We start from the raw sequence: 24,700 nt of genomic DNA on the forward strand, positions 1-24,700 counted from the left end.
TTCCTATGAACCCCCTCGACGGACTCACCGTCGTATCGCTCGAGCAGGCCGTGGCCGCCCCGTTCGCCACCCGCCAGCTGGCGGATCTCGGCGCGCGGGTGATCAAGGTCGAGCGTCCCGACGTCGGCGACTTCGCCCGCGGATACGACGAGACGGTGCGCGGAATGGCCAGCCATTTCGTCTGGCTCAACCGCTCGAAGGAATCGGTTTGCCTCGATCTGAAGTCCGAGCACGGCAAGGACAGCATCCAGACCCTGGTCCGCAACGCGGACGTGTTCGTCCAGAACCTCGCTCCCGGCGCCGCGGAACGACTCGGGCTCGGCAGCGACGAATTACGAAGAGTCAAGCCGGAACTCATTCATGTCTCCATCTCCGGTTACGGTCCCGGTGGACCGTACTCGGCGAAGAAGGCCTACGACCTGCTCGTGCAGTGCGAGGCGGGCCTGGTCTCCATCACCGGTACCCCGGACGAGCCGGCGAAGGTCGGGATATCCATCGCCGACATCGCCTCCGGAATGTTCGCCTACTCCGGCGTTCTCACGGCGCTGATCCAGCGTGATCGCACGGGTGAGGGCGCCACCATCGAGATCTCGATGCTCGAGGCGCTGTCGGAGTGGATGGGCTACCCGCTGAACTACGCGATGTATGGCGGCACGGCGCCGCAGCGGACGGGTGCGCGGCACGCGTCGATCGCGCCGTACGGCCCGTTCCGGTGCGGAGACGGAAATCAGGTGTTCCTCGGACTGCAGAACGAGCGCGAATGGGCGACGTTCTGCGCGGAGATCCTGGACGACCCCGCCATAGCGGCGGATCCCCGGTTCCTTCGAAACTCGTTGCGGGTGAGCCACAGTCGAGAGTTGCAAGAGGAGATCGAGCGCGCATTCTCGGCGTGGGGCGCCGAAACGGTCGCGAAGCGGCTCGAGGCGGCGGGCATCGCGAACGCGATCCTGCGGGACATGCACGACCTGGCGGAGCACCCGCAACTCGAGGCGAGGGGACGGTGGTTCGACTACGAGTCACCCGTCGGTTCGCTGCGGGCACTCGTTCCACCGGCGACATTTGTCGGAACGAAGCCGGTGATGGGCCCCGTGCCAGGGGTCGGTGAGCACACCGAAGCCGTACTCGCCGAGTTCGGAATCGCCTCAGCGGCAGCCGAATTACCGAACTGAGCACCGGCCACCGAACCGAGAAAGGCGGAGAACCCATGAATCGGGAGGAAACCATTCGGGTCGCCAGATCGTTTCTCTTCGTACCCGGTGATCGTCCGGAGCGTTTCGACAAGGCGATCCGGTCCGGGACCGACGTCGTCGTGCTCGATCTGGAGGACGCTGTTGCGGACGAGCACAAGGACAGCGCCCGAAGGGAGGTAGTCGACTGGCTGTCCCGCGGTGGACCGGCATGTGTGCGAGTGGCTTCCCCAGCGGGTCAACACTTTTGGGACGACGTGGCGGCACTGAAGGGCCTGCCCGGGCTGATCGCCGTGATGGTCCCCAAAGCCGAAAGCCCCGATGAACTGTCGGTCGTCGCCGAGCGGGTCGGGGTACCCGTGATCGCGTTGGTCGAGTCGGCGCTGGGGATGGTCCGAGCACAGTCTCTAGCCACCGCCCCTGGGGTTTCGCGAATTGCGTTCGGGCACTTGGACTATGCGCTCGACCTGGGGTGCGACACCGGCCGGACGGCCATGCTCCAGGCCCGGTCCGCGCTCGTGCTCGCATCGCGGGCCGCGCGGCTTCCAGGACCGATCGACGGTGTGACCGCCGCTCTGGACGATGCCGCGGCCCTGGACGAGGATCTCAGGTGTGCGAAGGAGCTCGGCATGACGGGAAAGCTGCTGGTGCATCCCCGTCAGGTGGTGGGCACCCACGCGGCGTTTCGGCCCGACGCGGCGGCAGTCCGCTGGGCTCGGCGGGTGGTCGAGTCCAAGGCCGAAGGCAAGGCGGTCCGAATTGAGGGGCAGATGGTCGACGCGCCTGTCGTCGCGTGGGCGCGGGCGATCTTGCGAGATGTGCGTTGAAGAGGCGACCGCGAAAGGAAAACCGCTGTGGATTTCAATGAGACCGCCGCGTTGGATGCCGTCGTTGCAAGCTTCGAGGGTACGTCCGACCCGAGACTGAAAGAGATATTGCAGGTGACGACGCGTCACCTCCATGCCCTGGTTCGTGAGTTGCGGCCGACGCAGACCGAGTGGCAGCAGGCCATCGACTTTCTCACGGCTGTCGGTCACACCTGCGATGACACCAGGCAGGAATTCGTTCTCCTCTCCGATGTGTTCGGCGTATCGATGTTGGTCGAGACGATCAATGGTGACGAGCACGGCACCGAGGGCACCGTTCTCGGTCCTTTTCACATGACCGAGTCGCCACGTCGCGAGCTCGGCGGGTCGATCGACTTGATGGGCGGTTCGACGCCCTGCTTGGTTACTGGGGCGGTAGTGGACGACGCCGGCCGGCCATTGGCGGGCGCCACCATCGACATCTGGCAATGCAGCGTGGACGGCTTCTACGACGTGCAAGAGCCCGAGAAGCAGCCGCCGGGCAACGGGCGCGGTCTGTTCACGACCGATGAGCAGGGGCGCTTCTGGTTCCGAACGGTAGTGCCCAGTCATTATCCGATTCCCACGGACGGCCCGGTGGGCGATCTGCTCGGTGCGTCCGGACGCCATCCGTTCCGTCCCGCGCACATTCACGTGATCGCCGAAGCGGCGGGGTACCGGCCGGTGACGACACACCTGTTCGTCGCGGACAGCGCGTATATCGACAGTGATGCGGTGTTCGCGGTGAAGAAGAGCCTCATTGTCGATTTCACCGAAATCGACGATCCCGCGGGGTTCGAGCACTACGGCATGACCGGACCTTTCCGCCATGCGCACTTCGATATTCGACTTGGCCGAGAGGGCGGACCGCAATGACAGGCACCTTCACGTATGACGCGCTGCCCATGCGGGTGGTATTCGGGTCCGGGAGCATCGAGCAGCTCGCGGCCGAAACGGACCGATGGGGGTTGCGGCGCGTGCTCGTCCTGTCGACCCCGCAGCAGCGCGACCTCGCCGACAGAGCCGCCAGCCTGATCGGGAAATCCGCTGTGGGAGTGTTCGATTCGGCACGGATGCACGTCCCGGTCGAGACGGTCGAGGCGGCGGAGTCGGTGGCGTCCGAACTCGCGATCGACGGCTGTGTCGCGGTCGGAGGCGGATCGACGATCGGTTTGGCCAAGGCGCTCGCGCTCGGCAGCGACCTCGGCATCGTGGCGGTACCCACGACCTACGCGGGCTCGGAGATGACCCCCATCTGGGGAATCACGAAGGGCGACAAGAAGACAACCGGCCGCGACCGCAAAGTCCTTCCGAGCAGCGTCATCTACGACCCCGATCTGACGATGACACTGCCCGTTCCGGTGTCCTGCACGAGCGGAATCAACGCGATGGCGCACGCGGTCGAGGCGCTCTACGCCCCCGACGGCTCGCCGGTGATCGCCGCCATGGCCGAACAGGGCATCCGCGACCTCGCCGACGCGCTACCGGCGTTATCGGCTGCCCCGAACGACGCGCGGGCACGGGCGACAGCATTGCAGGGCGCGTGGCTGTCCGGAGCCTGCCTCGGGGCGACGACCATGGGCCTGCACCACAAGCTGTGCCATGTCCTCGGCGGATTGCTGGATCTTCCGCACGCCGAAACCCATGCGGTAATGCTCCCGTACGTCACGGCATTCAACCTCCCGTCGGCTCGCACGGCCGCCGCTGCCCTCGCCCGCGCACTACGCACCGACAATGCGGTTACCGGCCTCCTGGCATTGACCGCCGACCTCGGAGCACCGCGAACTCTCCTCGAGCTGGGTGTGAACGAGAGTGACCTGACTCGCGTCGCTGACGAGGTCGTGAGTAACCCGTACTCGAACCCCCGATCGTTCACGCGGGAGGAATTGATCGAACTCCTCCACAATGCCTGGAAGGGCATCCACTGAGTTTTCGCCCTGGCCGCTTGCGGGCCCTTTACAGGTCCAGCACGAGCCGATCGGTGCGGGCGCGCGAAACGCACACCATCATGCAGTCTCCGACAGCCTGCTCTTCGGGGGACAGCACCACGTCGCGATGTTCCGGCTGTCCGTCCAGAACTGGTGTTTCACACGTGCCGCAGGTGCCGGTCCGGCACGAGGACGGTACCGGGATGCCGGCCATTTCGACGATGTCGAGCAGGCTTGCCTCGGCCGGCACGTGTAACTCCATACCCGACCTTTGCAGGACCACGTCGAATTCGCGGGCAGGCTCATCCACGACAGGTGCCTTGAATCGTTCCGTGTGCAGCGCTCCGGGCGGCCAGTGCAGGCCGGCTTCTTCGACCGCTTCGAGCAGTCGCTCCGGGCCGCAGCAGAAGATCGCGGTGTCGGTACGCGGCTCGTGGAGGAGGTCATCGAGATTCAACCGCTGGTCGCGGTCGCCCGACACTACCGAGACGCGTGGGTCGTCGGGAAGTGCGTCGACGTACGCCATCGCCGACCGTGAGCGTCCACAATAGACGAATCTCCAGTCGGCCCCACCCGCGCGGACCCGATTCAGCATCGGGAGCACCGGGGTGATACCGATTCCTCCGGCGATGAAGAGATAGCGTTCGGCGTCGACGAGCCGAAAGTGATTGCGGGGCACCGATACCTCAACAATATCGCCGGGTTCGGCGGAATCGTGAATGTATTGTGAACCACCGCGACCGCCCTCCTCGCGCAAAACGGCGATGCGGATGGACCCTCGATCTTCCGGATCTCCACACAGCGAATACTGACGCACGAGGCCGTTCGGGAGGTGAATATCCACATGTGCGCCGGGTTCCCATTCCGGTGCACGGCCGCTGTCGGGCTCGAAAACCAATTCGACGACACCCTGTGCCAGCGGACGTTTCTTCGCCAACCGAAATGGGAACGACTCCCCAGCTGCCGAGGGCGGTGTCGGCGCCACCATCCAGCTGGGCAATCCCACATTCATCGCAGTCAATTTCCCTCCACCACACCGGGCGTGAATCGAACGGGTAGCCGACCCATGTGCACATAGTCACCGCCGCTGAACTCGTACTCGGGCTCAGCGATCTCCACCGACAGGTCGGGCAGCCGCCGCAGTAGCTCTTCCAACGCGACGCGAAGTTCCATGCGCGCCAGTGCTGCGCCCGGGCAGGTGTGCACGCCGGAGCCGAAGGTCAAGTGACGGTTGCGACCTCGATCCAGACGGAATTCACAGGGATCGGCGAAGACCGCCGGATCCCGGTTGGCGGAGGCCCAGCCCAGATAGACATCACTGCCCTGGGGAATATCGATGCCGGCGAGCTGCGTATCCGCGGTCGCCCGGCGGAAGAAGCCGAAGAACGGGGGCCGCAGCCGGAGCGACTCCTCGACGGCGATCGGAATCAATCGCTTCGGATCCGCCGCGATTCGCGCGGAAATATCGTTGTCGCTGAATACATCATGGATGAGACTACTCATCGCCGAGGTGGTGGTGTGGTGTCCGGCACCCAGGAATCCGGTGAACAGCGCCACGTAGTCGTCGTCTTCCAGCGACCTGCCCTCCACCTCGATATTGGAGAGATATGTGAGGTAGTCGTCGCGTGGTGTGGTCTTCCTGTCGTGTACCTGGGCAAGGGCGATCTCGGCGAATTCGGTCTGGCGACGGCGGAATTCGGCGGGGTCGCCCTGCGCGCCGAACATAGCCGCCGCTCGATTTCGCACTTCCGCGACGAGTTCGTCCTCGATGCCGACGAGCCGGCAGATCGCTTCGGCGGGAATCGGCTCGGCCAACTCCTCGACCAGATCCGCCGTGCCACGCTCGATGAAGCCATCGATGCGCTTGTTGATATCGGCCCTGACCAAAGGCTCCAGCACACTGACGGTATGCGGTGTCACCGCCTGGTCGAAAAGCCTGCGCCACTCCTTGTGCTGCGGTTCATCCATTTCGAGTGCCGCAAACGAGTTGCGCGGCAATATCGGCCGTAGCACCTGCGGTTCGGACGAGAAGAGCTTGTGATCGCTGGTACCGCGTTTGACGACATCGTATTCCAGCAGAATGTGAAATCCGCCGTGTTCTTCGCTGTGCGCGACCGGGCACCGGCTGCGAGCCGCGTCGAAGAGTTCGAGGGAGCGCTTCGGGGTCGTGGTGTGCGAACTCAGTCGGCCGATTTCCTCGTCGAGCTGAGTCTCCGGAATGTCTTGCGAATCAATCATTGATTCCTCCATAGCGCGTGAATCAAGTCATAGGTCGGCCGCTGAATCAAGAATGTGAGGTATCCGCTTTTGTGTAAAGAACAGGAATTTCGGATAAGCGATGCGCGTAGCGCATCGGATTGCGGCCCGTACGGTGTGATCGTGCTGTTCGTCGGTACTACGCCGACACCGGCCAGGCGGCAGGTACCGCGGTCCGCAGCACATGTTTCGGATCGCCTTCGGACGGCGAGCGATTGGATCGGGCCGGCAACGGCGAGACACCGGCGACGAATTTCAGGAAGCGCCGTGCGGCCTGGCCGCTCGGACCATTCCGGCGGACGACCGCTCCATAACATCGGAAGGCGGTCGGGTCGCTGAGCGCGACGGTACCGATCGCGGCCGCGTGTCCCGAGTGGGCGGCAGGCACGACGGCGACGCCCATTCCGGCCGCGACCAGGGCGTGCAGTGTGGAGAGTTCGGTGACCTCGATTTCGATCCGGGGGCTGAACCCGGCCTCCCGGCACAGCCGGTCGGTGACCTGCCGCAGGCCGTACCCGGCCTTCAGCGCGATCATCGGCTCGTCCGCCACGTCGGCCATTGCGACGTGATCGCGGCCTTCGAACACATGGCCCGCGGGAACCCCCAGACACAGCGCCTCACGTCCGAGCGGTACCCACTCGAGATCGTCCGCGGTCGGCTCGGGAGCCACGAAGCCGATGTCGATTCGCCCCTGCCGCACGCTATCTACTACGGAATCGCAAGCGCCGCCGTGCAATTCGAAGGATGTGCTGGACGCGACCCCGCGGTACCGATTGAGCAGGTCTGGTATCAGCCAGCCGCCGAAGGAATGCGCGAACCCGAGCGACACCGAGCCTCGATCCGGATCGACCAAAGCGGCGATCCGCTGTTCCCCACGGTCGATCTCGTTCAGTGCTCGCAACGCGTGGGCTTGGAAGAGCTCGCCGTATTTGTTCAGTCGGAGCCGGTTCTGGTGTCGGTCGAAAAGCTGTACGCCTAGCTTGCGTTCGAGTCGGGCCAACGCTCGGGACAGGGTCGGCTGGCTGATGTTCAGCCGGACCGAGGCCTCCGTGATGTGCTCGGTGTCCGCCAGCGTTGTGAACCACTGGAGTTCGCGCAGTTGCATGGTCAACCTACCTCGGGAAGGGACGCCGTCACTGGCGGATACCTACCGGTTGTCCAGCGCTGGAGACCCGATCATCGTGGGACCATCTCTCGACCTGAGCCTCGGGATGGGAACTCCACCTTCCCCCCGGGAGCATGTCCGTGACATGCGGGCGAACACCTAAGCGCTACGCAATTGGGGATCTACGTAGCCTGTGACGTGGGACACCGTATCGGGGATGTGCGTCACGGCTTCTTGCCGAAGGCGGTGGCCGCCCACACACCGGCTTCGGTGCGGGAGCCGACGCTGAGCTTGGTCAGAATGTGCTCGACGTGAGCCTCCACCGTGCGCGGGGAGAGCACCAGCTTGCCGGCGATAGCGCGGTTGCTGAGACCCTCCGCCAGCAACGACGCCACCTCCCTTTCTCGGGGCGTCAGCAGCCCGGCCAAGGCCACCCCTTCCGCCTGATCCGCTGCGACGATGGCGGCCGACCCCAACGCCAGGCGCATCCGTTGCCCTCGGTCGAGTCGGCGCCCGATCTCGTGATGGCGGGTGAACAGGTCCTGCCCGAGACGTTCCTGGGTGGCGGATTTGATCTCTCGATAGCGCGAGCCCAGCAGGCCCGGGACCTCAGTATCGACAATGGACAGCAGTTCCGCGACGACACCCAACAGCTTTGCCGCCTTCTTGGGATCGCCGGTGTCCAGCGCGATTCCGGCCATCAGATTGAGGACGACCGCACTGCCGAAATCGTCGTGGTAGTCCCATCGCAGTGTGAGACTCTGTTCGGCGTACTCCTCGGCGACAGCGAGGTCTTGGCGCGTCCACGCGTCGAATCCCAGCATCCACAGCGAATAGGACCGGCCCCACGTATCGCCCAGCCGCTCGCTTCGCTCGACAGCTTCCCGGCCGGCTGCCGCGGCTCCCTGATGATCTCCGGACAAGCTCCTGATCAATCCGAGTAGGAACAGGGTCATCAGCAGACCCTCGACATCCGCGTGCTCGCGGTGCCTGGAGTAGGCCGCTTCGAGAGATGAGCGGCAGCCCTCGAAATCCCCGGCGACCATGGCGGTCAGGCCCGTCCACGTGGCGGCGCGCGCGGCCATGCGCGAATCGCCGAACCTCTGGGCTATCCCGTCGGCTTCGTCGAGAAAGTCTCGGGCAGTGTGCGTTTCGCCGTGCAGTGCCTCGAACCACCCCGCTGCCCACAGCGCGTTGCCGCGCTCGGCGCAGGCGGTCGTGTCGCCGGCGAGAGCTCGCTCCAACCAACGTCGACCTGCGCGGAGATGGCCGCTCATCCACGAGAAGCGGAGGTCCGCGGCGAGCTCCAGCGCGCCATGGGAGCCAGGGGCCGCCCGCAGGAGATCATCGAAAGCCAGCTCGAGGTTGGTGATATCGGACTCCCACCGCCGGACGATGTCGGGTTGGCCCGGGCCGAAGAAGTTCTCGGCGGCTCGGGCCGCCCAGGTTCGGTAGTACTCCGTGTGGGCACGGCGGGCGCGGCCGCAGTCTTCGCTGTCCCGAGCTTGCTCTCGAGCGAACTCGCGCAGCGTTTCCAGGAACCGGTAGCGCATATCACCCTGTGCCGTCTCGGTGAGGACGATCGACTTGGACACTAAGCCGTCGAGCGCGTCGAGAAGTTTGGTTCCTTCCAGTGGCGGGAGTCCGCACACCGCCTGGATCGCGGGGAGATCGGCGCTGCCGCTGAACACGGCCATTCTCTCCCAGAGCAGCTGTTCGGTCGGGGAGCACAGGTCATAGCTCCACCGCACCAGCGCGTCCAGGGACCGGTGGTGCGGTGCGGCGGTGGGATCGCCGGAGGTCAGCAGCGCGAATCGGTCGTCGATGTGGGCCAGCAGCTCCTGCACCGACAGCGACCGCAGCCGCACGGCGGCGAGTTCGATGGCCAGCGGCATTCCGTCCAGAGTGGCGCACAGCCTCGCGACCGCCGCCGTGGTGTGCGCGGTGATCTCGAATTGATCGTTGACGGCCCTCGCTCGGGCTTCCAGCATGGCCGCGGCCGGATATTCGCGTAGTTCGTCCGCGGTAACGTCGCGATGGCTCGGGGGGATCGCCAGCGGGCGGACGACGATCACACGTTCGCCCCTGATTCCCAATGGCTCTCTGCTGGTTGTCAAAACCCGTAGCTCGGCGGACGCGGCGAGGAGCGCGGACAGCAGTCGCCGGCATCCGGGCAGGACATGCTCGCAATTGTCCAGTATCAACAGCATCGAGCGTTCGGCTACGTGCCGGCAGAGCTGTTCTTCGGCATCCACGGTGGCCAGGGCGCTCAGCCCGAGCTGGGTCACCACGGCCTCGGCGACGGTGTCCGAACTGCGTTGCGCGCCGAGCTCGACGAACCAGGTGCCGTCCCGGAATGCCCGGTCGAGTGTGGCGGACAACGCCGCGGACAACGTGGTCTTGCCCACGCCACCGGGGCCAGTGAGTGTCACGAGGCGGGTAGCGGAAAACAATTCACGTGCGCTCGCCAGCTCGCGCTGGCGCCCGAACAATTCGGCTGGTGGTGGCGCCAGTGCGCGAGCACGAGATACTTGCTTGCTCATCCCGGCCATTGTGCTCCAGCGACAAACCGGTCGTCATGGATTTCTCCGGTCGGGCGAACCAGCGGGCCGCGGCATGTCAGTTCCAGGCCACCGGCAGCGCGGTGAGCCCGCGGAACACCCAGCCGAACCATGCCTCGTCACGACGCGAATCCACGTGCAGCCCAGGGAGTTCCGCGTACAGTATCGGTACCGCGATCTCCCCGATGCCGATGCGCGCGGCCCAGTGACCGGCGCACAGGTGCACACCTCCGCCGAAGGCCAGGTGCGGATGCCGCGGGCGGGTGATGTCGAACTCGTCGGCACTCTCGAAAACCGTGGTGTCGCGATTGGCTGCGGCGACGAGAATGCCAACCATCGTGCGCGCAGGCAACCGTACGTCCTCGAGCACGGTCTCGCGTGTCGTCTCCCGTGGGTAGTAGCCGATCGGTGACAACCACCGGACCGTCTCGTCGAACACGGCGGGCCACAAGGCCGGATCGGCCAGCACGTGGTCGCGCTGCTCGGGATGGCGGTCCAGCGCCCACACCGTGCTCGTGATCGCGTGCTGCGGTTCATTCATGCCGCCGGAGATGACGAGGTCGACATTGGCGGCGATCTGCGTCATCGGCATACCCGCATTGGCGAACGCGGAGATGATGCTGCGGTCCGGGTGCGCCCGGTAGTAGGGGACGAGCTCCTCGAGCCTGGCGTCGACCTCCGCGCGGGCATCGTCGCAGCGCCGCCAGGTTTCCGGTTCGTCGAAGATATTGCCGATTCCCTCGACGAAGGTGTTCGACCAGCGGCGCATCACCTCGACCTCGACGTCATGGAAACCGAGCAGGTCGATCAGGTTCTGCGCGGCGACCGGCGCGGCATAGTCGCGATTGAGGTCGGCACGGTCGGGACCCTGCTCGCGCATGAGGGCGAGATGAGTCCGGGCATTGCGTTCGAAGATGGGGGCCCAGTGCGCACGCATGATTCCCGGCCGCAAGGTCGGATTGACGGGTTGCCGTTCGCGCGCATGGTCGGGATCGTCCTTGTTCACCATCGGCTGCGAGCCCACTGCCCTGGCCATCTGCGCGGTGGCTCCGGTGGTGACATTCGCGCTGAAGGTCTCTTGGTTCGCTTCGACGGCGCGGCACGCCTCGTGGGAGGTCACCAGGTACTGGTTCAGCGCGGGGACCCAAGCCACGGGCGATTCGTCGAGCAGACGCCGGTAGGTGGGGTAGGGGTCGGTCAGCATCGCGGCGGGATCGACCCAGTCGGCGGTGGGGACCGCGGAAGTCGACTTCGTTGTCATGAAGAGCTCCTCGAGGAAAGGGCGGATTCTCGATGGGGTGCCACGGAGGCCTGCGCGAAGGCCTTGAGACTGAACGCTGGATCGCTCAGCTGGCGGATAGCCGGTGAGCGGCCGGCCGCGAGCAAGCGGCGCGCCGCGACGTGGTCGGCGGGGCGATTGAGTGATTCGACCGCGGCGAGACGGCCTTGCCGATAGCAGCAGACCGAGAACCGGTCGGTGCTGGGATCGCCGATGACGATGTGTGCGTCGTCGGGCCGGCGCACCCCGGCGATCTGCAACTTCAGCCCACCCTGGTGGCTCCAGAACCAGGGCAGCTCGGTGTAGCCATCGGTGTCGCCGAGTATCGCCGAGGCCACGTGGCGGGCTTGATCGGTGGCGTTCTGGATTGACTCCACCCGCATTCGGACACCGGCGTAGACATTCGGATGGTTGGCGCAGTCCCCGACGGCGTAAATCGCGGAATCGGGGGTGCGCAGGTTCTCGTCGACCACGATCCCGTCAGACACGGGAAGGCCGGCGTCGGCCGCGAGTTCGTCCCGGGGCACGACTCCGATGCCGACCAGGACGATATCGGCGCGGTACCGCTCACCTGTGGTACCGACCGCGCCGACCACGTGATCGTCGGTGCCGATGAATCGCGCGACCGCCTCGCCGAGCCGGATATCGACGCCGGCCTCGCGGTGTGCGGCAGTGAGGTGGTTCGCCATTGCCGGGGACAACGCTCGTCGCATCGGGCGGTCCCCGGATTCGAGGACGGTGACCGCGAGCCCGTGTTCGCGGGCTGCCGCCGCGACCTCTAGGCCGATGAATCCGGCGCCGACGATCAGGATCGACCGGCTCCGGCTCAGTGCGGAGTGCAGTATCTCGGCTTCGGCGAGCGTACGCAGCGCGCGAATACCGGCTAGGTCCGCTCCGGGGACGGTGATCGTGCGATTGGCTGCCCCTGTGGCGAGAATAACTGTGTCGTAAGGTAATTCACCGCCATCAGAGAGCCGCACGGTCCGCGATAGGCGGTCCAGTTCGGTAGCGGTGACACCGGTGCGCACATCGATCCGGCGGTCGGCGAAGTATTTCGGCGTCCGCAACGGCATCGCCGTTGGTTCCTCCGAGGGAGAGAGGAATTCCTTCGACAGCGGTGGGCGATGGTAGGGGTGTCCAGGCTCGTCGCCTACAACCGTCAAAGGCCCGGCGTGGCCACGCGCTCGCAGCGCGTCGGCGACCTCGACTCCGGCGTGTCCGGCGCCGATGACGACCACACGCTGAACGGCAGGATCAGACCTGGGATTCCGGGACATCGACCTCCACCTCCTCGAGATCGGTGCCGATCAGCAGTTGGCACCCCAGACGGCTGCGCTGACCGTCACGCGGGCTGGCGGTGCACTGGAGCATCTCCTCCTCGTCCTCGCCGATGGGCGGCAGTCTGTCCACGTAGGGCTCGCGCACGAGGACATGGCAGGTCGCGCACATCGCCTGCCCGCCACACTCACCGACTATGCCGGTGACGCCGTTGTGTACGGCCGCGTGCATCACGCTGACGCCGGCATGGGTCTCGACGATGTCGGTATCGCCTCCGACGTGGTGAAAGATGATCTTGTGCAATGGAACTCTCCTGGTCGGCCGACAAGCTCGGTTTGCGGGAACGCGCGTGCTCGCTACGAGACCGCGCCGATCTCGTCGTAGCGCCGGGTCTTCACGCGCTCCATCACGGTGCGCAGCGATTCGGGCTCACGGCCGGTGATCAGCTTCACGTGGTGCGACAGCAACGCCTGGTATCCCTCGGCCACCGCGACTTCGGCGGAAACCAGTTCATCGCTGGCCCACATATGCCCGTCGGGGCTGGGCGGCATGCTCGGGTCATAGGTGCGGGGAATGCCGACGGAGTCGAAGAACGCCAGACGCTCGTCGGACGTCACTCGCTCGTACTTGATCGGAACGCCGAAGACCTCCGAGCCGAGTCGCGCGATATTCTCGAAATTGAACAACTCCGGTCCGGTGATTTCATACACGGCTCCCGCATGCCGCCCGGGTTCCACTAGGCATGCGGCAGCGCAGTTGGCCAGATCGCTTTTCGCCACCGGCGCCAGGTATCCATCCCCGGTGGCCTGGGCCATCACTCCGGCTTGCGCGGCGGGCGCGACCAGTATTTGGCTGACAATTTCGGAGTAGAGGGAACTGCGCAAAATTGTGTGCGCGATGCCGGAGTCGCGGAGGTCGATCTCGGTTTGACAGTGGTCCTTCGCCGACAGCGCCGGATTGGTGGGGTGCACGCCGCCCACTGAGGTGTACACAATGTGGCGGATGCCCGCCCGCTGTGCCGCGTTGATGGCATTGAGATGTTCGGGAACTCGCCGTCCGAGGTTGAGCCCACTGATCAAGAACAGGACGTCTCCGCCGCGGTAGGCGGCGTCCAGTAAATCAGGTTCCTGGTAGTCGCCGCGTCGGACGTGGATCCCTTCCGTCTCGCGCTGTGCGAGCTTGTCCGGGGTGCGGGTCACGAGCGTCAACTCGTGGCGTGGGTTCGCGTTCGAGAGCAGAGCGGTGACCCGCCGCCCCAGGTCGCCCGAGGCTCCGCTGATAACAATCCGACTCATTGAGTTTCTCCTGTCGATTTTTGGTCCGGGCTCGCGTAGTGAACGATCCGAGGCGGTGCGATGTAGTGGGCTGCAATCGCGTTCGCGATCACGTCCGATCGGGGGTGTGGCGGGGAAGGTCTCGGTGGGTCCTCGAGTCGCTCCCGGCCGACCTGAAGCAGGTACGTATCGAGGTGATCGACATTGCGGATCGGTTCGGCGAAAACGCATCCCGGCGACTGCAGCAGCAGGTGCCGGACTCTGGCGAAATCCGTTGTGAGCCGTGGCCCGTCGCCGGACCGGACACGGAGTTCGGTGTGCTCGTAGATCATGAGGTCACATCCAGGTCCGCGCGTTTGGGTGTTGCCGACCCACGATGCCGTGATCGAAATCACGCAGTGGGCGAAAGTCAGAATGCGGATTCGCCATGGGGTGTGTAAAGGTCAAGAAGTTCAGGTCGACGATGCGCTGACCGCATAAGAAGCGTGCTCGGTGCGTGAATTCCTTTATCCCGCCGCGCTTGCGCACTCGGCCTCGGCTGTCGTCATGAAATGGCAGATCATGCATGCGATGCATGGTCTGACTGAAATTCCTGGCCTTTACGTGTCATTGATGCGATACGCATGCTTGCTACGACGGAATTTGCCGCGCCACGCAAATTCACCACATCGCCTCTGATGACAAATCCAGGAGGACCACATGTCCCTCATTGCCGAGCGACACACCGACCTCGACCGCACGCGGTTCTTCATCGACGGGGAGTGGGCCGAGCCTCGGAGCAGCCGCACCTACCGCGTGGTCGAGGCGGCGACCGGGGAGGGGCTCGGTATCGCCGCGCTGGGTGGCGAGGACGATATCGACGCCGCGGTCCGGGCTGCTCGCACCGCTCTCGATCACGGGCCCTGGGGCCGCACGTCGGCGGCCGAGCGTGCGACGGCGATGCGGCGGTTCGCCGCTGCGCTGGAGCGACGCGCCGATCACACCTCCACCTTGGTGACGCGTGAGAACGGTATGCCCATTCAGTTCTCGCAGCAGGTGAACGGTGGCCTGCCGGCCGTGCTGCTGCGGATCTATGCGGAGGTGGTCGAGAAGCTTCCACTGGAGGAGGTGCGGCCGAGTCCGAAGGGGTCGACGATCCTGCGGCGGGAGCCGGTTGGTGTGGTGGGGGCGATTACGCCGTGGAATTTTCCGCAGGCGTTGGCGATGTTCAAGGTGGCGCCCGCGCTTGCCGCGGGGTGCACGGTGGTGTTGAAGCCGTCGCCGGAGACGGCGCTGGATGCGTATGTACTGGCGGAAGCGGGGCTCGAGGCCGGGCTGCCCGCGGGGGTGCTGAATATCGTTGCTGGTGACCGTGATTCGGGAGCGGCGCTCGTCTCCCATCCTCTGGTCGACAAGATCGCGTTCACGGGCTCCACCGCGGCCGGAAGGATCATCGGTGCCGAGTGCGGGCGGTTGCTCCGGCGCCACACCCTGGAACTGGGCGGGAAGTCCGCGGCGATCTTCCTCGACGATGGGGACATCGACACCTTGCTCGCGGGTCTTGGTGGCGCTTCGTTCCTCAACAACAGCCAGACGTGCACGTCGCAGTCGCGGATTCTCGTGGCCCGTTCGAGGTACGACGAGGTCATCGACGCGGTGGCCGGTTATGTGTCCGCCATGAATATCGGAAATCCGCTCGATCCGGCTGTGACCTTGGGGCCGATGGCGACCAGCGCACAGTTGGACCGGGTTCTGGGCTACATCGACATCGCGAAGAAATCGGATGCCCGGCTGGTCACAGGGGGTGGCCGTCCGACCGGTCTCGATCGGGGCTGGTTCGTCGAGCCGACCGTATTCGCCGATGTGGACAACAACGATTTACTCGCTCGTGAAGAGGTTTTCGGTCCTGTGATCGCACTGCTGCCGTTCGACACCGATGAGGAGGCGGTGCGGGTCGCCAACGACAGCGACTATGGGCTCGCGGGTTCGGTGTGGAGCGCGGACGAGGATCGCGCGCTCGAAATCGCCGGGCGGGTGCGCACCGGCACGATCGGCCTCAACTATTACGAGCTCGACCTGGGCGCGCCGTTCGGCGGCATGAAGTCCTCGGGCGTCGGCCGTGAGCTCGGGCCGGAGGGAATCGACGCGTACCTCGAATACAAGGCTGTATACGCATCGAAGAAATACCTGTCGGCCTGATCAGTGTGAATGCCGGAAAGGATATGAATATGAGTGATCCCGTTGCCGTGGTGCGTGCCTATTTCGACGCCGTCGCGGCCGGTGACCCGAGTGCCGTCGGAGCGCTTTTCGCGCCGGACGCGGAATTGCACAATGCGGCGGGCACGCTTCGGGGCGCGGAAGCGATTACGAGTATGTACGAGGGCGGTCTCCGGCCGGGCGCCATGAAGCCCAGCCCCGGACCCCTGGTGGTCGACGGCGAACGGGTCGCCGTCGAGATCGATCTGAACGCCGACGGGAAGCTTATGAAGCTCGGGGACTTCTTCACGGTTCGCGAGGGAAAAATTCATCGCCTCGCGATCTACAGCCTCAATCCGGTAAACCCGAAGTTCTTCGACGCTGCTGAAGAGAATTCGTGAGGAGAATAATGAAGATTGCAGTCTTTGGACCTGCTCGCAGGATCGGTGTCGTCCATGAAGGATCCATCGTCGATATCAACGGTGCGTACGCAAAGTATTTGGCCGAGTCGTCCGATACCGCGCGGCCACATGCCCGTGCCGCGGCGGAGGTCCCGGCTTCGCTGAACGACTTCATCGAGGAAGGCGACCGGGCTCTCGACGGCGCGAGAAACGCTCTGGAGCATCTGTTCTCCAAGGCGTACGACGATCGCGGGGTGGCGGGAGAGCGACTTCGCTACGAGACGGATGAAGTCATCCTGCACGCACCAGTGGAGGGCAGGTCGCGGATCTTCGCCGCGCTGGCCAACTTCGCCGACCACATGGACAGCGCCGCACAGAATTCCAGCTCCGAGGATCAGGCTGAGACGCTCCAGCGGCTCACGTCGGGCGGTCCGAAGTTCTTCCTGAAGGACTCGCGGGCGGTGTCCGCCGACGGGCAGCCCCTACGCTATCCGAGGCGAACCCAGCGGCTGGACTACGAGGCCGAAGTAGCGGCCGTGATCGGCAAACGTGGCCGTGACATCCCCGGCGGTGAATTCCGTTCATACATCTGGGGTTACACCTTGCACAACGACTGGTCCGTGCGCGACAACGTCTCCTTCGGCCCGGACTTCCTGTATTCGAAGAACTTCGACACCTCGGCGACCGTCGGGCCCTGGATCGTCGTGGACGAGGACATCGACCCGCAGCACATCCCGCTCGAATGCCGTGTCAACGGCGAGGTCAGACAGTACGGCAACACCAGCTCCATGGTGCACAGCTTCGCCGCATTGGGCGAATACCTGTCCGCCGACACGACTTTGTGGCCCGGCGATCTGATCAGTAGCGGTACTCCGAAGGGCACGGCCGTCGATTCCAGCAAGCAACTGCCCGATGGAACGCTCCCGGACACGCTCTTCGTGAAGCCGGGTGACGTTGTGGAGATCTCCTCCAGCCTCATCGGATCCATCCGCAACAAGATCGTCGCGCCCACCGAATGAAGGAAGTCATGGCAACAGGGCAATTCCCGGTCGGCGGGGTTCTCTACGATCGCCCGTTCAAGATCCGCCGACTCAATCATTTCGGCATCAGCGTGGATGACACCGGCCGCGCGCTCGCCTTCTATCGAGATGTGCTCGGATTCTCCGTCTCCGACAAGATCGATCTGAAGATCGTCGAGCCAGGGGAGTGGATGGACGGTGTTCCGGACACACACATCTATTTCCTGCGCCACAACAGCGACCATCACACCTTCGTGTTGATGCCGCGTCCGTGGATCGACCAGACCGCCTCCGCGCCGCGTTCCGATATCACCATCAACCAGATCACCTGGCAGGTCGGCAGTCTGCGGGAGGTCGTCGAAGCCCGGGTGTGGCTCGAGTCGACCGGAACCAAGATCAGCCGGTACGGCCGCGATCCCGGATCCAATTGGCACACCTACTTTCCCGAGCCCACCGGGCACATCAACGAACTCGAGTACGGCATCGAGCAGGTGGGCTGGGACGGGTTGAGCAAACCGGAAGCGATGTGGCCCTGGGGGATTGGGCACCCACCGCTGCCGACCAGTTCCGAGAGCACCGAAATGGCAGTGGCCGCGGTCAAGGGCATCGACTTGAACTCCGGTCACCGGTGGGTCGACGAATTGCCGAAAACTCATGATGTGGGAGGGGTGCTGCTGTCGCGGCCGTTCAAGGCCGTTCGGATCGGACCTGTCAGCATCTTCGTCGAGGACGTCGCTTCGAGCGAGCGCTACTACATCGAAACACTCGGCCTCGCGCCGAGCGAGGAGGTCACCGTCCTCGGACATCGCGTCGTCTTCTTGCGGGCGAACACCGAACATCACAGCATCGGCCTGTTCCCGCTGGAACTTCGTGCGGCCCTTGGGCTCAGCGAAAACACCACGCTGCTCTCCTTCGGTGTGCAGGTCGGCTCCTACGAGCAGTTGCGCGCGGCTCGGACCCACCTGCTCGAGCGCGGCGTCACGCTGCTGGACCTGCCGCCCGAGATCCACCCCGGTATCGATTACGTCATTCACGCCGTCGACCCCGAGGGACATGTGATGCAGCTGTACTACTACATGGAGCAGATCGGCTGGGACGGCAAGCCCCGGCCGGCGGACCAGCGCCGCCGGGTTGAGCCCGGTGTCTGGCCCGAGACCCTGCCCGCGTTGCCCGATACCTATTCGGGCGAAACCTTCTGGGGGCCACTGGGATGACCGACAGTATTGTGAACGAAAGAACCGCGGTCGTCACCGGGGGAGCCCAGGGTTTGGGCGCAGCCATCGCATCGCACCTCGCCCGGGACCGGTTCGCGGTCGCGCTTCTGGACATGCAGGAGGATGCCCTACAGCGCGCGAAGAAGAGTATCGAGACCCGGTTCCGTGACGCCCACGTTTTCGCCGCCGCCGTCGATCTGTCCCGGCCGGAGGACGTCGAGCGAGTGTTCCAGGAGATCGACTCCGAGTTCGGCAGGATCGATGTGCTGGTGAATACTGCGGGAGGCAGCGGAACCGTCGCGGTGCGCGAGATCGAGGACTTGCCGCCGGATGTCTGGAACACCGTCATCGGCAATAATCTGACGAGCGCGTTCCTGTGCGCTAAGTACGCCGTTCCAATCATGCGGCGCAAGGGCTTCGGCCGCATCGTCAACTTCTCCTCGGCCGTGGCGAATGGCCTCGCGGGTCCATCGGGGACGGTGGGTGCGCTCCTGCCGTACGCCGCCTCGAAGGCCGCCGTCAATGGCTTCACCAAGCAGCTCGCCAAAGACCTCGGCGGTAGCGGCATCACCGTGAACGCGATTTCCCCGGGGCTGATCCTGCCGGAGGAGGGCCGGGTCCGGGCGACGTTCGACGCGTTGCCCGCCGAGGCCCGAGCCGCTACCGAGGCGGCGATTCCGGTCGGGCGCACCGGCACGACGGACGAAATCGCCGCAGCTGTCGGGTATTTGGTTTCCGAGGATGCCGGGTTCACTTCGGGTTCCGTGCTGAGCGTCGACGGCGCCGCGTCCTGATTTCACCAGTTGCCGCCGCGAGGCGAGCGACGTCGCGAGAAGGGATTTAAGAATGCTCCCGTACCCGTTGGTCCTGCTGCCCGCGCTCGGCGCGGATTCCCGGTTGTGGGAACCGGTCGTCGAGCGGCTCGGGGATATTGTCGAGTCGACCGTGGTGGCGCATGCCGGAGACTCCGTCGAGTCGATCGCCGACAATGTGCTCGCGCAGGCACCGGATCGGTTCTATCTGGCGGGACTGTCCATGGGCGGCTATGTCGCCGTCGACATCGCGCTGCGGCGGACCGGTCGGCTCGCGGGGCTGGCGCTGGTCAACACCTCGGCACGCGCGGCCTCGCCCGAACGGCGGGCCAGCGGGGAGGACATGATCGAGTTGGCGGAGGCCGGTCGTTACGACATCGCGATCGAACGATTGGCGGGCGCTGTGGCGCCGCCGGGGCGAGACGATGTGGTCGCGCTCGCCGCCGCCATGGCTGGTGATCTCGGGGCCGCTGCGTTCCGCGACCAACAGCGCGCTGCTCTGGACCGGCACGACCGTCGGCCAGAGCTGTCGTGGATCGATACTCCGACGGTGGTGGTCTGCGGTACGGCCGATGGCGTGACGCCGCTCGAGCACAGTGTCGAACTCGCGGAGGCGATTCCTGACGCGGAGTTGATCACCATCGAAGGCTGCGGACATTTCTCGGCTGTCGAAGAGCCGGCGCGGATCGCGGAGATTCTCCGGACACGACTACTGCGGGTCGACGCACCCACCGCGCGGTAGCACCCGGAAGGTATTTCGCCATCCACTTCGCGAGGAATCACAGCACTTACTTGTTCTCCAAAGTATGGTCGCCAACCGCGGCACGATCGCCATTCGCGCCGCGTACGAATTCGGCATCGGCACGGTCGCCGTCTCCCGTACGAAGACCGCAACTCGGTGCATCGATTGATGGCTTTAGCCATGTCGCACGGTGACGCGCCAGTGAGTTTTCGGCAGCCGCAATCAGCCAGCGAGTCGGATTTCTCGGACATATCGGCGCGGCCGAAATCGTGGAACAAATGTCGTCGTTCATATGGCGGCGGCCTTCACCGGGCTTTCGTGTGGTACGGCCGCGAGCTGGGCGCTGGGCACACACGATGGCGAGCGCAATATCGATATAGCGTGCTGCCAGCTCCTGCGGTGCGAGCGGTCCAGCGGGCTGGTACCAGCGTGCGATGGACTGGCACATGCCCAGCAGTGCAGTGCCGTCTCTCTCCGTTGGATCGGCGGCGGTGAAGGTCCCCTCGCGCACACCCGTCCCGATGATTTCGGTCAGCAGGGTCCCGACCGCGCACCGCGGCCCCGGCCGCACGGCGCAGCCGGAGGGTGACCCGGGCCAGGTGCACGACCGGTCGGTTGTCGTTGTCGTTGTCGACCGCGGTGACGACCAGGCCCAGCAGCCGGGTCTCATCGTTGAGCGTGCTCGTGGCTCTTCTGTTGTGATCATCCTGCGTAGACAACAGGAATGATCACCGAGGGCCACGGGCTCCTCCTCCGCGCCCTATCAGGTGTGTCTGGCGGTCCGTAGACCCCGGTCAAGCTCGAAACCACCTGAAACTCTCAATCTAGTCACTGCCACGAAGGGCGGCCCAGATCCGCGGCGGAAGGACCTTGGCTGCTCTTGCGAGGTCGATGTCCGCGCCGCTGAGCCATCTCCGGGACAGTTCCGACACCGGGCCGATCAGCAGCATCTCGGTCAGCGAGTCCGTCAGGTCCATGATCGCCCCGGCCGCGATGTGGGGTGCCAGCCATTCCTCGATGCGGGCCATGCGCGGAAGTTTCGCCTCCGCGATCACGTCAGCGTAGGCAGGCAGGTAGGCGATGGGCGCCGACGAGTAGAGAAACCGGGCCTTGGCCGGCTGGTGCATGACGAACGACAGGTAGGCCGTCACGATCGCGGTCACTCCGATGCGGGCAGTTCTCGCGCGCTCCAGCGTGGCCACGACGCCGTCGAGCAGTTCCGTCAAGCACTGGGCGTGCAGGGCCGCGGCCAGGCCGTCGAAGCTGCCGAAGTGGTGGTACAGGCTGCCCAGGCTCACCCCGCTTTCGGCAAGTACCGCCTGCACCGTGAACTGACCCGCCTCATGGGTGGTCAGCGCGGCGTCCAGCAGGCGCTGCCTGGTCTGCTCGCCTCGGCGTTGCCTAACGGGCACCGGTCAGTTCCCATGCCTGGTCCCACACTCGGCGCACCAGCTCAGGCTCCTGCGGAAGCGGTTGTTCCTTGTCGATGTTGAAGTACCGGCCCGTGCCGGTCTGCGTCTGCTTCTCCGCGGCCAGGCGCACCACCGGTGCCGCGCCGGTCGCGGCCGCAGGCCACAGCCGTTTGAACAGGCGCAGGAGCGTGCCCTGCACGCCACCCCGATCACCCAGGTTGGTACGGATCACGCCGGGATGCACCGCGTCGATGGTCGTCCCGGCATCCTGCCAACGTCGCGCGAACATTGGCACCATCAGCAGGTTCGCCCGTTTCGTGTCGCAGTAGGTGCGCATCGGGTCGAAGTCCTTGCCCCACGGCGTCCGCTCCGGATCGATGCGGCCCCTCGCGTACAGGCCGGCACTGACCTGGACCACGCGCCGCAGTCGCGGTTCCAGCGCCAAGTTCAGCTGGAACGGCGCCAGGTGATTGACCGCGAACGATTCCTCGATGCCGTCTTCGTTGTGCCGCAATTGGGTCGGCCACACGGCCGCGTTGTGCACGAGCACGTCGATCGTGGGGCACCTCTCCGACAGAGCCACAGCCAGCGCGTTCACTGTTCGCCGCGAGGCGAGATCGCCTTGGACCACCTCGACATCCGGCGGCGCCGACGCCGCCGGGTCACGGGACACCGCAACGACACGATAATCCTTGGCCGCCAATGCTTCGCAGACCGCGTAGCCGATACCCCGATTGCCGCCCGTCACCACAGCCGTTTGCATGCAGCAGAGCCTAATTGGAGATGTTTTCTAGAGCAACTTTCTAGTTCAGGGTGGACTCGTCGCACATGGCGCTCGACCGGGCCCGCCAGTAGGACGGATGACCCTGAGGGTGTCGCTTCTACGCACGGCTCGAGACCGCGGTCGTGCGCTGGCCCACGGGCGGCCCGTCCTATCGGGCGTACGTCGCGCCCACTGGGGCAGGTCGAGGGCGTCATCGACGAGGTGCGGTATCGGCGCACCGCCGAGGTGCGATGCCGCCGCGGTCGGGCTGGGGATCGGGAACGGGAACTGCGTAACAAGCTCGACGCCAATGTGGAGAACCGTGACGGGGACAGGGTCCGTGCGATGGTCGCCGAGTTGGCAGACCTGGTGGCCACAGATCCAGGCGTTCATCCATACCGGGATCACCAACGCCGCCAGCGAGGGCATCAACCGGGTCGTCAAGCTCGACGCCTGCACGCATACGGCTTCCACAACCCGGTCAACCAACGGCTCCGCACTCGCTGTGCGACCACTCGACGAGGACGCGGATGCCTCAACCCCGCCCAACTTCGAAGAGCCCTCGATCGCCGCTCTGACGGGTTTCGTGCTCGGTGGCGTTGGTCGGTTCGGCGGTAGCGGCGGGTCGGGAGAACACGATGGCGACCGATTTGGGGCCGTACCCGGACGACGTTGTCGTCGAAAGGAATTCGATGCGCATTGCCGGGTGGGCGGCCTTACCGAGCGCTGTGAACCCCGATCGGCTACAGGACCGTAGCGCGCTGATGAACCCATCGTGGGCCATATGCCTGAACGACGACCGTACTGCCAGCATCGCCACGGCCACAGGCGCCATCAGCAATGACATGACGAGCAGACGCATCGGAGGCTGGCGTTCGAGGTCGATGACGAGGAACCGGTTGCCGACCCGGGTGGCTTCGGCGATGGCGCGCACTGCGGTGGCCGGCGGTAGGTGGTGAAACGCCTGGGCAAATACCACGTACCAGGTCTCGTGCGTTCTCCTCGACGAGTTCGACCGCGCGCCCAGGATCTCCGGCGGCCATGGCGTGATCGACTGCCTCGCTGAGCATTTGGTGGCGGCCGAGCCAGTCCGATGCGAGGTGATGCAGCTCGGCGACCCGCTCCGGATGACGCGCTCGAGGCGTTGGCGCAGGAACTCGGCGAACATATGGTGGTAGAGGTACCAACCGCCGTTCTCATCGATGCGGTGGAGGAAGAGATCCCGGCGTGCCATCTCCTCGAGCAACGCCTGGCCGCGCGGTTCGCCGGTCAGCGCTGAGGCCATGCGGCGGGTCAGGGGGCGCCGGTTGAATTCCAACGATATCCTCCAGCGCATATCGTCGAAGTGGCGATCGTCACGTAGTTGCGGTACCGATCTGTTCCATGTCGAGATGTCTGGTTTGTTGAGGGCCTCGGTAGTTTTGGCCTCTACTCACGTGACTCCGGTCTGTCGGAAGCGTAATGCCAGTCCGAAAGCGACCGCTAACTCTGTCGCCTGCCGTGGATCACCGCCAGAGCGTGCTTCTGAGCCAATGGATTCAACAATCCGTTCAATTGATCGAACAGTGCGCCGGCCGCCTCGCCGTTCCAGGCCGGAGGCAGGAGCGAGAGTGGGATTCCTGGATCGCGGTAGGGGAGTCGCCGCCACTGAGTGAGCATGGGAGCGTAGGTCTGGAATGCTTCCAGCGGGGTGACCTCTGCGTGCGTCGCCTGGTACAGCGCCGGTCGGTAGCTCTTCAGGAATTCCGCGTACAGCGTGGTGAGTTCGTCGAGGTCCCACCAGGTTCGGATCTTCGTGCGGAGGTCGCCGAAGCCGACATGGCGTCCGGTGAATATGTCCACGTAGGTGGACAGCTCGCGCCGCTCGAGGGTCGAGCGTGTCTCGCGATCCAGATTTCCCGGTGCCACCCATACTCCCGGAGCGGCGGTGCCGAAACCGAGGCGGGTGAGGCTCGATCGCAGCGCGTGCCGCTTGTCGCGCTCGGATTCCGGGACCGAGAACACGACCACGACCCAGCCGTCTTCTTCGGTAGCCCGGGAACGATGAAAGATCCGCACATCTCCCTCGGCCAGTACCTCCAGGGTGGCAGGAGCGAGACTGTACCCCGCCGCGCCGGCATGGCGCGCGCTGAGCAGTACCCCGCGTCGTTTCAGCCGGGAAATGGAGGAGCGCACGGCCTGTCCGTCAGCTCCGAGATCCGCCATGAGCGCGACTACCGACGCGACCGACAGCCAGTTGCCTTCCTCCCTCGCGCACAGGCCGAAGATCGTGATGATCTGCTGCGCAAGGCGCGCGTCGCGACCGCCGCCACCAGGTGCTGTTTCGAGCTCCGCCGTCATATGTGCACGATACGATACGTCGTGGCTGAACAGGTGGCAGCGACGACTCGCCCCTGGCCCGCAAGATCACCGGTGCACCCGGCATCGATCTCGAGACCGTGCCCGATCA

General features: G+C 65.2%; 24 protein-coding genes and 1 pseudogene. 11 read left to right on the top strand and 14 right to left on the bottom strand.

The window, feature by feature from the left end; translation table 11 throughout:
- Window positions 1–5: 5 nt before the first annotated feature.
- From ACIBI6_RS03810 to ACIBI6_RS03825, 4 genes are read left to right on the top strand one after another with little or no spacing between them, the layout of a single operon-like run.
- A complete protein-coding gene (locus ACIBI6_RS03810; RefSeq protein ID WP_396955203.1) occupies window positions 6–1,169 on the top strand; it encodes a CaiB/BaiF CoA transferase family protein in 1,164 nt (387 codons plus the stop codon).
- Between the two features lie 35 nt (window positions 1,170–1,204).
- The gene (locus tag ACIBI6_RS03815; protein ID WP_396955204.1) at window positions 1,205–2,014 is read left to right on the top strand and encodes an HpcH/HpaI aldolase/citrate lyase family protein; all 810 of its coding nucleotides are present in this window, start codon (window positions 1,205–1,207) and stop codon (window positions 2,012–2,014) included.
- A 27-nt stretch (window positions 2,015–2,041) separates the two neighbouring features.
- Window positions 2,042–2,908 carry a dioxygenase gene (locus ACIBI6_RS03820; RefSeq protein WP_396955205.1) on the top strand — a complete coding sequence of 289 codons (867 nt, stop codon included), beginning with the start codon at window positions 2,042–2,044 and terminating at the stop codon, window positions 2,906–2,908.
- Window positions 2,905–3,960 (top strand): maleylacetate reductase, encoded by a 1,056-nt coding sequence (locus ACIBI6_RS03825; protein WP_396955206.1) that lies wholly within the window; start codon window positions 2,905–2,907, stop codon window positions 3,958–3,960. Before ACIBI6_RS03820 ends, ACIBI6_RS03825 begins: the two co-directional genes overlap by 4 nt.
- A 28-nt stretch (window positions 3,961–3,988) precedes the next feature.
- Here the strand turns inward: ACIBI6_RS03825 and ACIBI6_RS03830 are convergent, their stop codons facing one another.
- The 9 genes and pseudogenes from ACIBI6_RS03830 to ACIBI6_RS03870 all read right to left on the bottom strand — a co-directional run bounded on the left by ACIBI6_RS03830 (window position 3,989) and on the right by ACIBI6_RS03870 (window position 13,734).
- The gene (locus tag ACIBI6_RS03830) at window positions 3,989–4,486 is read right to left on the bottom strand and encodes a flavin reductase family protein (RefSeq protein WP_396955268.1); all 498 of its coding nucleotides are present in this window, start codon (window positions 4,484–4,486) and stop codon (window positions 3,989–3,991) included.
- Window positions 4,487–4,633: 147 nt separating this feature from the next.
- Window positions 4,634–4,972, bottom strand: a pseudogene (locus ACIBI6_RS03835) (FAD-binding oxidoreductase); the annotation flags it as partial.
- A 5-nt stretch (window positions 4,973–4,977) separates the two neighbouring features.
- Window positions 4,978–6,198, bottom strand: a complete 1,221-nt coding sequence (locus ACIBI6_RS03840; protein WP_396955207.1) for a cytochrome P450 — start codon at window positions 6,196–6,198, stop codon at window positions 4,978–4,980.
- Between the two features lie 157 nt (window positions 6,199–6,355).
- The gene (locus ACIBI6_RS03845) at window positions 6,356–7,321 is read right to left on the bottom strand and encodes a LysR family transcriptional regulator (RefSeq protein ID WP_364357682.1); all 966 of its coding nucleotides are present in this window, start codon (window positions 7,319–7,321) and stop codon (window positions 6,356–6,358) included.
- 224 nt (window positions 7,322–7,545) lie between these two features.
- The gene (locus tag ACIBI6_RS03850) at window positions 7,546–9,864 is read right to left on the bottom strand and encodes an ATP-binding protein (protein WP_396955208.1); all 2,319 of its coding nucleotides are present in this window, start codon (window positions 9,862–9,864) and stop codon (window positions 7,546–7,548) included.
- A gap of 76 nt (window positions 9,865–9,940) precedes the next feature.
- Window positions 9,941–11,143 (bottom strand): cytochrome P450, encoded by a 1,203-nt coding sequence (locus tag ACIBI6_RS03855; protein ID WP_396955209.1) that lies wholly within the window; start codon window positions 11,141–11,143, stop codon window positions 9,941–9,943.
- Window positions 11,140–12,438 carry an NAD(P)/FAD-dependent oxidoreductase gene (locus tag ACIBI6_RS03860; protein WP_396955210.1) on the bottom strand — a complete coding sequence of 433 codons (1,299 nt, stop codon included), beginning with the start codon at window positions 12,436–12,438 and terminating at the stop codon, window positions 11,140–11,142. The genes ACIBI6_RS03855 and ACIBI6_RS03860 overlap by 4 nt, the downstream gene beginning before the upstream one ends.
- Window positions 12,416–12,742, bottom strand: coding sequence for a 2Fe-2S iron-sulfur cluster-binding protein (locus tag ACIBI6_RS03865; protein WP_364357670.1), 327 nt, complete (start codon window positions 12,740–12,742; stop codon window positions 12,416–12,418). Before ACIBI6_RS03865 ends, ACIBI6_RS03860 begins: the two co-directional genes overlap by 23 nt.
- A gap of 53 nt (window positions 12,743–12,795) precedes the next feature.
- Window positions 12,796–13,734 carry an SDR family oxidoreductase gene (locus ACIBI6_RS03870; protein WP_396955211.1) on the bottom strand — a complete coding sequence of 313 codons (939 nt, stop codon included), beginning with the start codon at window positions 13,732–13,734 and terminating at the stop codon, window positions 12,796–12,798.
- 678 nt (window positions 13,735–14,412) lie between these two features.
- On the opposite strand from ACIBI6_RS03870, the gene ACIBI6_RS03875 reads away from it, so the two are divergent.
- The 6 genes from ACIBI6_RS03875 to ACIBI6_RS03900 are packed head-to-tail and all read left to right on the top strand — an operon-like array spanning window position 14,413 to window position 20,076.
- Window positions 14,413–15,891, top strand: a complete 1,479-nt coding sequence (locus ACIBI6_RS03875; protein WP_364357664.1) for an aldehyde dehydrogenase — start codon at window positions 14,413–14,415, stop codon at window positions 15,889–15,891.
- A 29-nt stretch (window positions 15,892–15,920) separates the two neighbouring features.
- Complete coding sequence (locus ACIBI6_RS03880; RefSeq protein ID WP_396955212.1) at window positions 15,921–16,289, top strand: nuclear transport factor 2 family protein; 369 nt, start codon at window positions 15,921–15,923, stop codon at window positions 16,287–16,289.
- 8 nt (window positions 16,290–16,297) lie between these two features.
- On the top strand, window positions 16,298–17,308 hold the full coding sequence (locus ACIBI6_RS03885; protein WP_364357658.1) for a fumarylacetoacetate hydrolase family protein: 1,011 nt from the start codon (window positions 16,298–16,300) through the stop codon (window positions 17,306–17,308).
- A gap of 8 nt (window positions 17,309–17,316) precedes the next feature.
- A complete protein-coding gene (locus ACIBI6_RS03890; protein WP_396955213.1) occupies window positions 17,317–18,522 on the top strand; it encodes a VOC family protein in 1,206 nt (401 codons plus the stop codon).
- A gap of 11 nt (window positions 18,523–18,533) precedes the next feature.
- A complete protein-coding gene (locus ACIBI6_RS03895) occupies window positions 18,534–19,316 on the top strand; it encodes an SDR family NAD(P)-dependent oxidoreductase (protein ID WP_396955214.1) in 783 nt (260 codons plus the stop codon).
- 52 nt (window positions 19,317–19,368) lie between these two features.
- On the top strand, window positions 19,369–20,076 hold the full coding sequence (locus ACIBI6_RS03900; protein ID WP_364357649.1) for an alpha/beta hydrolase: 708 nt from the start codon (window positions 19,369–19,371) through the stop codon (window positions 20,074–20,076).
- Window positions 20,077–20,122: 46 nt separating this feature from the next.
- Here the strand turns inward: ACIBI6_RS03900 and ACIBI6_RS03905 are convergent, their stop codons facing one another.
- Window positions 20,123–20,587 (bottom strand): hypothetical protein, encoded by a 465-nt coding sequence (locus tag ACIBI6_RS03905; RefSeq protein ID WP_396955215.1) that lies wholly within the window; start codon window positions 20,585–20,587, stop codon window positions 20,123–20,125.
- On the opposite strand from ACIBI6_RS03905, the gene ACIBI6_RS03910 reads away from it, so the two are divergent.
- Window positions 20,523–20,804 (top strand): hypothetical protein, encoded by a 282-nt coding sequence (locus ACIBI6_RS03910; RefSeq protein WP_396955271.1) that lies wholly within the window; start codon window positions 20,523–20,525, stop codon window positions 20,802–20,804. The genes ACIBI6_RS03905 and ACIBI6_RS03910 overlap by 65 nt on opposite strands.
- 96 nt (window positions 20,805–20,900) lie before the next feature.
- Here ACIBI6_RS03910 and ACIBI6_RS03915 read toward each other — a convergent pair whose 3' ends face one another.
- From ACIBI6_RS03915 to ACIBI6_RS03930, 4 genes are all read right to left on the bottom strand, one after another.
- A complete protein-coding gene (locus tag ACIBI6_RS03915; RefSeq protein WP_364357646.1) occupies window positions 20,901–21,488 on the bottom strand; it encodes a TetR/AcrR family transcriptional regulator in 588 nt (195 codons plus the stop codon).
- Window positions 21,478–22,251 carry an SDR family NAD(P)-dependent oxidoreductase gene (locus ACIBI6_RS03920; RefSeq protein WP_396955216.1) on the bottom strand — a complete coding sequence of 258 codons (774 nt, stop codon included), beginning with the start codon at window positions 22,249–22,251 and terminating at the stop codon, window positions 21,478–21,480. Before ACIBI6_RS03920 ends, ACIBI6_RS03915 begins: the two co-directional genes overlap by 11 nt.
- 535 nt (window positions 22,252–22,786) lie before the next feature.
- Window positions 22,787–23,569 (bottom strand): hypothetical protein, encoded by a 783-nt coding sequence (locus tag ACIBI6_RS03925; RefSeq protein ID WP_396955217.1) that lies wholly within the window; start codon window positions 23,567–23,569, stop codon window positions 22,787–22,789.
- Window positions 23,570–23,733: 164 nt separating this feature from the next.
- Window positions 23,734–24,591 carry a PaaX family transcriptional regulator C-terminal domain-containing protein gene (locus ACIBI6_RS03930; protein ID WP_396955218.1) on the bottom strand — a complete coding sequence of 286 codons (858 nt, stop codon included), beginning with the start codon at window positions 24,589–24,591 and terminating at the stop codon, window positions 23,734–23,736.
- Between the last annotated feature and the right edge of the window lie 109 nt (window positions 24,592–24,700).

The organism is Nocardia sp. NPDC050412, assembly GCF_044458825.1.
In the GTDB taxonomy this organism is placed as follows: Bacteria; Actinomycetota; Actinomycetes; order Mycobacteriales; family Mycobacteriaceae; genus Nocardia.

Excerpts from the sequence above, each read along its gene's own strand:
- ACIBI6_RS03910 (WP_396955271.1), top strand. The coding sequence starts at position 20,523 with ATGCCCAGCAGTGCAGTGCCGTCTCTCTCCGTTGGATCGGCGGCGGTG.
- ACIBI6_RS03880 (WP_396955212.1), top strand. The coding sequence starts at position 15,921 with ATGAGTGATCCCGTTGCCGTGGTGCGTGCCTATTTCGACGCCGTCGCG.
- ACIBI6_RS03840 (WP_396955207.1), bottom strand. The coding sequence starts at position 6,198 with ATGATTGATTCGCAAGACATTCCGGAGACTCAGCTCGACGAGGAAATC.
- ACIBI6_RS03860 (WP_396955210.1), bottom strand. The coding sequence starts at position 12,438 with ATGTCCCGGAATCCCAGGTCTGATCCTGCCGTTCAGCGTGTGGTCGTC.
- ACIBI6_RS03825 (WP_396955206.1), top strand. The coding sequence starts at position 2,905 with ATGACAGGCACCTTCACGTATGACGCGCTGCCCATGCGGGTGGTATTC.
- ACIBI6_RS03810 (WP_396955203.1), top strand. The coding sequence starts at position 6 with ATGAACCCCCTCGACGGACTCACCGTCGTATCGCTCGAGCAGGCCGTG.
- ACIBI6_RS03875 (WP_364357664.1), top strand. The coding sequence starts at position 14,413 with ATGTCCCTCATTGCCGAGCGACACACCGACCTCGACCGCACGCGGTTC.
- ACIBI6_RS03830 (WP_396955268.1), bottom strand. The coding sequence starts at position 4,486 with ATGGCGTACGTCGACGCACTTCCCGACGACCCACGCGTCTCGGTAGTG.
- ACIBI6_RS03870 (WP_396955211.1), bottom strand. The coding sequence starts at position 13,734 with ATGAGTCGGATTGTTATCAGCGGAGCCTCGGGCGACCTGGGGCGGCGG.
- ACIBI6_RS03885 (WP_364357658.1), top strand. The coding sequence starts at position 16,298 with ATGAAGATTGCAGTCTTTGGACCTGCTCGCAGGATCGGTGTCGTCCAT.
- ACIBI6_RS03855 (WP_396955209.1), bottom strand. The coding sequence starts at position 11,143 with ATGACAACGAAGTCGACTTCCGCGGTCCCCACCGCCGACTGGGTCGAT.
- ACIBI6_RS03930 (WP_396955218.1), bottom strand. The coding sequence starts at position 24,591 with ATGACGGCGGAGCTCGAAACAGCACCTGGTGGCGGCGGTCGCGACGCG.
- ACIBI6_RS03920 (WP_396955216.1), bottom strand. The coding sequence starts at position 22,251 with ATGCAAACGGCTGTGGTGACGGGCGGCAATCGGGGTATCGGCTACGCG.
- ACIBI6_RS03850 (WP_396955208.1), bottom strand. The coding sequence starts at position 9,864 with ATGAGCAAGCAAGTATCTCGTGCTCGCGCACTGGCGCCACCACCAGCC.
- ACIBI6_RS03890 (WP_396955213.1), top strand. The coding sequence starts at position 17,317 with ATGGCAACAGGGCAATTCCCGGTCGGCGGGGTTCTCTACGATCGCCCG.
- ACIBI6_RS03815 (WP_396955204.1), top strand. The coding sequence starts at position 1,205 with ATGAATCGGGAGGAAACCATTCGGGTCGCCAGATCGTTTCTCTTCGTA.
- ACIBI6_RS03845 (WP_364357682.1), bottom strand. The coding sequence starts at position 7,321 with ATGCAACTGCGCGAACTCCAGTGGTTCACAACGCTGGCGGACACCGAG.
- ACIBI6_RS03900 (WP_364357649.1), top strand. The coding sequence starts at position 19,369 with ATGCTCCCGTACCCGTTGGTCCTGCTGCCCGCGCTCGGCGCGGATTCC.